This window comes from Leclercia sp. EC_58, assembly GCF_019584355.1.
Classification (GTDB): domain Bacteria; phylum Pseudomonadota; class Gammaproteobacteria; order Enterobacterales; family Enterobacteriaceae; genus Enterobacter.
Window position 1 is genome coordinate 1 of record NZ_VDAM01000020.1, and the last position, 3,784, is coordinate 3,784.

Annotated in this window: 4 protein-coding genes; 3 read left to right on the forward strand and 1 reads right to left on the reverse strand. The window is 46.1% G+C overall.

Annotation, left to right across the window (positions count from 1 at the left end):
• Positions 1-714 precede the first annotated feature (714 nt).
• Positions 715-1,131, reverse strand: coding sequence for a helix-turn-helix domain-containing protein (locus tag FHC51_RS23370; protein WP_044715491.1), 417 nt, complete (start codon positions 1,129-1,131; stop codon positions 715-717).
• Positions 1,132-1,575: 444 nt separating this feature from the next.
• Between FHC51_RS23370 and FHC51_RS22825 the strand changes: the two genes are divergently transcribed.
• From FHC51_RS22825 to FHC51_RS22835, 3 genes are all read left to right on the forward strand, one after another.
• A complete protein-coding gene (locus FHC51_RS22825; protein ID WP_044715493.1) occupies positions 1,576-2,019 on the forward strand; it encodes a hypothetical protein in 444 nt (147 codons plus the stop codon).
• Positions 2,020-2,777: 758 nt separating this feature from the next.
• A complete protein-coding gene (locus FHC51_RS22830; protein WP_044715497.1) occupies positions 2,778-2,969 on the forward strand; it encodes a Rop family plasmid primer RNA-binding protein in 192 nt (63 codons plus the stop codon).
• Entirely contained in the window at positions 2,969-3,400 is a 432-nt protein-coding gene (locus FHC51_RS22835) for a helix-turn-helix domain-containing protein (protein ID WP_044715496.1), read from the forward strand. Before FHC51_RS22830 ends, FHC51_RS22835 begins: the two co-directional genes overlap by 1 nt.
• The last annotated feature ends 384 nt before the right edge of the window (positions 3,401-3,784 follow it).

The following is a 3,784-nucleotide window of genomic DNA, read 5'->3' on the forward strand; positions in this document are numbered from 1 at the left end:
CTCGCGGTTTCATGCCCCCCTTGCATGACTTTTTTTGTTTCTTCATTAATCAAGTTTTTGATTTTAAATCTTATTTATCGTTTTCAGGGGGGCATGATATTTTTTGTCGTGGCTGCGCCCCGACACCCTGCCAGCGCCTCACGACCCCGCAATAAATTGCGTGCCCGTTCACCGCTTTCTTTCGCCAGTCTGTGCCAGACTGTTATCTGAATGGCTTAAATGGTGTGGAGGCAGAACGGTGAAAAAATGGTTTGCGACCCTTATCGATGACCTGAAATTTCTGGGGACAGAGTGTAAGAGAGAGTTTTCGGATCTGGATATCACGCCAGCATCGGAAGTGCCGGAGAATCTGAGTCGCCCTAAAAAAGCGTATGTTCCCTTTAATGTTTATGTTCCGTCGACAAACATACAGTTCTATCGCCGTCGTCGGTAAGCCATGCTCTGGCTGATACCTGCGTATCATCGGACTCAGCTCTCCGGCCAGAACGCCCGGTTATACGCTGAAGAAAAACGGTCAAAATCTCCCTTTCACCGGCAGTTTTCCGCCAAACCCCGCGCCATGCAGCCGGGTGCATAGCCATTCACCCGCTCAGGATTCATCTGCGCCGTTTTGCGGGCTTTTTGCCGGGTAAGCTGTGGTTTTTACCGGCTTCGCGCTGAAATCGCGCTGAGGCCGTCTGAGCGGTGCGCGTAATGAGACGTTATGGTAAATTGTTAATAAGGGCTGGTTATCTGTTCTGAGCCAATACGCTTGGATAATTGTAACGATATAAGCTTTCTCATCAGAGGGTCAACGTCATAAGTGTTTGTTAAACCTATATCTTTACTCCCCTTGGAACGGATTCTCTTTCGTACTAGTTCTTTATCTTCCAGTCTTTTCATTGTTCTTTGGATCGTTCTTCTATCTTGATTCATTCTCTCTGCGAGAAGGTTTATAGAGGGGTAGATCTGAGATAGAGGGTGATGAATAAACGAGATCAAATGCATCAGTAAAACAAGCTCTGAATTACTAATATTCAACAATGACTGAGAGCGAATTAATACATTGGGGATAGTGGTCCATCCTTCACTCAGGATGCTCTGTCCCCATATTGCCAGTAGTGTTTGTGGGATTGCGTCTTTTTCTACCATAGTTGCTATGTCTTGAAAAAAATTTTTAGCGCCATCACTAATACTGTAAGTAAGAAGTTTACTTCTTACTTACAGTATTAGTGATATTATTAGGGTGGCGAAAACGCCGCCCCAATTTTGTGATTTTTATAGTACATGAACCTAAGATCTCTTACAAAGAGCGACGAAGGGTTATGGTTAAAATCACTCCTTCGGAAGTTCTTTCCAGTTATCAAAGCCACATCAATCAGAACATAAGGTCTCATATGTTAGCCATGGTAAAGTCACAACGCAGACAAGACGAAAGTGCTTGCAGCAGACATTACAAAAAATGTGCTGATGAGGTTCTTTTGTCTCGTGCAAACTCAAAAGCATCTGTGTCGTTTAATCGCGAACAGTCAGATGACGAAATCCTCAACATCCTGTTATCATTCCAAAATCGCGGGTGATTAACTGGGTGCATAAATGCCACCAAAGAAAATTGGGTTAGCTGAAGATTTTAGCGGGGGTAGTGTCAATACTCCTGAGTTTGTCGATCTCCCTTATATGCAGCCTGTTCATGTGGTTGCTTTGCGTGACTTTATTTCTAAAGTTGCGAAGGGAGAGCCTCTTGTTGGGAAAAACAAACCATCGTGGTTAGACGATAACCTCAATGAACTCAGCAATACTGAATCCTATAAAGCCAACGATTACTGGCATTACCATTGTGGGCCAAGCTATAGCCAGGGAGCTGTTAAGTCAATGACTTACAATCTTGGCTTGAACCTGGATGGATTAACCTCGGCTGAAGTTATTCACTATCAAAAAAATGGGGATGGCAGTGTACTGGTTGTAGGATTTTCACCTAACCATGTACCATTCCCGCGATCTGATTCACCTCATTACGAAAACCCACTATTCCCTGAATAGGCCCTCAGCTTAGTTATCCCTTGAGTTCCTTTTTCTAAAATCGTAATCTCTTGCTCTGTAAACGAAAAAACCACCCGGCAAGGTGGTTTTTTCGAAGGTTCATTAACCGGCAAGTTTCTGAACCGTGGTAACTGGCTTTCGCAGAGCACAGAAACCGAATTAGTTTTTACAGTGTAGCCGTAGTCAGGCATATACTTCAACACCTCAACACTTCTTTGTTCTGCGAATCCGTTACCAGTGGCTGCTGCCATTGGCGTTTTTTCGTGTCTTTCCGGGTTGGACTCAAGATGATAGTTACCGGATAAGACGCAGCGGTCGGACTGAACGGGGGGTTCGTGCATACAGTCCAGCTTGGAGCGAACTGCCTTCCCGGAACTGAGTGTCTGGCGTGGAATGAGAGAACCGCGGCCATAACAGCGGAATGACACCGGTAAACCGAAAGGCAGGAACAGGAGAGCGCACGAGGGAGCCACCAGGGGGAAACGCCTGGTATCTTTATAGTCCTGTCGGGTTTCGCCACCACTGATTTGAGTGTCAGATTCTGTGATGCTTGTCAGGGGGGCGAAGCCTATGGAAAAACGCCCCTGCGGGGGCGTGGCCTTATCGCTCTTGTTCTGGCTTTTCGTTACGCTTACCGTCGACGTATTTGTCTCTTAGAAAGATCCGTCCGCTCGCCGCAGATAAGTGACCGAGCGTAGCGAGCGAACGGTCGAGGAAGCGGAAAAGAACCGGAGATGACTTGGAGCACTGACGCTGTGATGACAAAGCAACAGAGAACGGCATTGAATATGGCTAAATTCATTCAGGCGCAATCCCTGCTTTTGCTGGAGAAGCTCAACGAGCTGGATCTCGATAATGAGGCCGACCTGTGCGAAAAACTGCATGAGGATGCGGAACAGCTCTTTCGCACTCTGGCTATTCGTCTGGATGATTTTCAAGAGGATTTGTAATGGCCCGTGTATCCATTAGCGAAGCGGCACGTCTTGCCAGTGTCAGTCGTCCGACCATTTACAAGCTACTTAAGTCTGGCAAACTAAGTTACACCTCATCTGTAAAGCATGGAAAAACCATAAAAACCATTGATACGGCTGAGCTTATGCGTGTTTTTGGTGCTATTGAGGTTGTAAGTGTTGGTAAAAGTGATGCTGTAAAATTTGACGATAACTCTACGTCAGTTAACAGTGATTTTTTACAGTCTTTACAGCATCAGGTAACGCTTTTACAGGCGGAGAATGCCGGGCTTAAAGATGCGGTGAATGCACGGGATGAGCATATCAGTTCACTTCGTCAGGCTATGCAACTTCTGGAGCATAAACAGAGCGTTTCTGACCCGCAGAGTGTTCCTGCAAAGTCCTGGTGGCAGTTCTGGAAATCCCGCTGAGCCATTACCACGCATTCCGGTCATAGCGTTCGGCCTGCCGCTCAGTTACTGCCGGATATGGATTTTTATACTCTCTCGTCCTGCTGATTTTTCCGCATGTTTGACTTCAGATGGCTGAGAAAGACCAGAAAAGCGTGTCACACCCCACGCATTATGCAATGCAACGCCTAAAGCCTTGCTGCGCCTGGCTTTAGGGGGGCATGACACCCCATGTGCAAATGTCATGCACTTTTGTAAAAAAATGGTCAGAAAGCCTTGAGTCACAAGGCCTCGCGGTTTCATGCCCCCCTTGCATGACTTTTTTTGTTTCTTCATTAATCAAGTTTTTGATTTTAAATCTTATTTATCGTTTTCAGGGGGGCATGATATTTTTTGTCGTGGCTG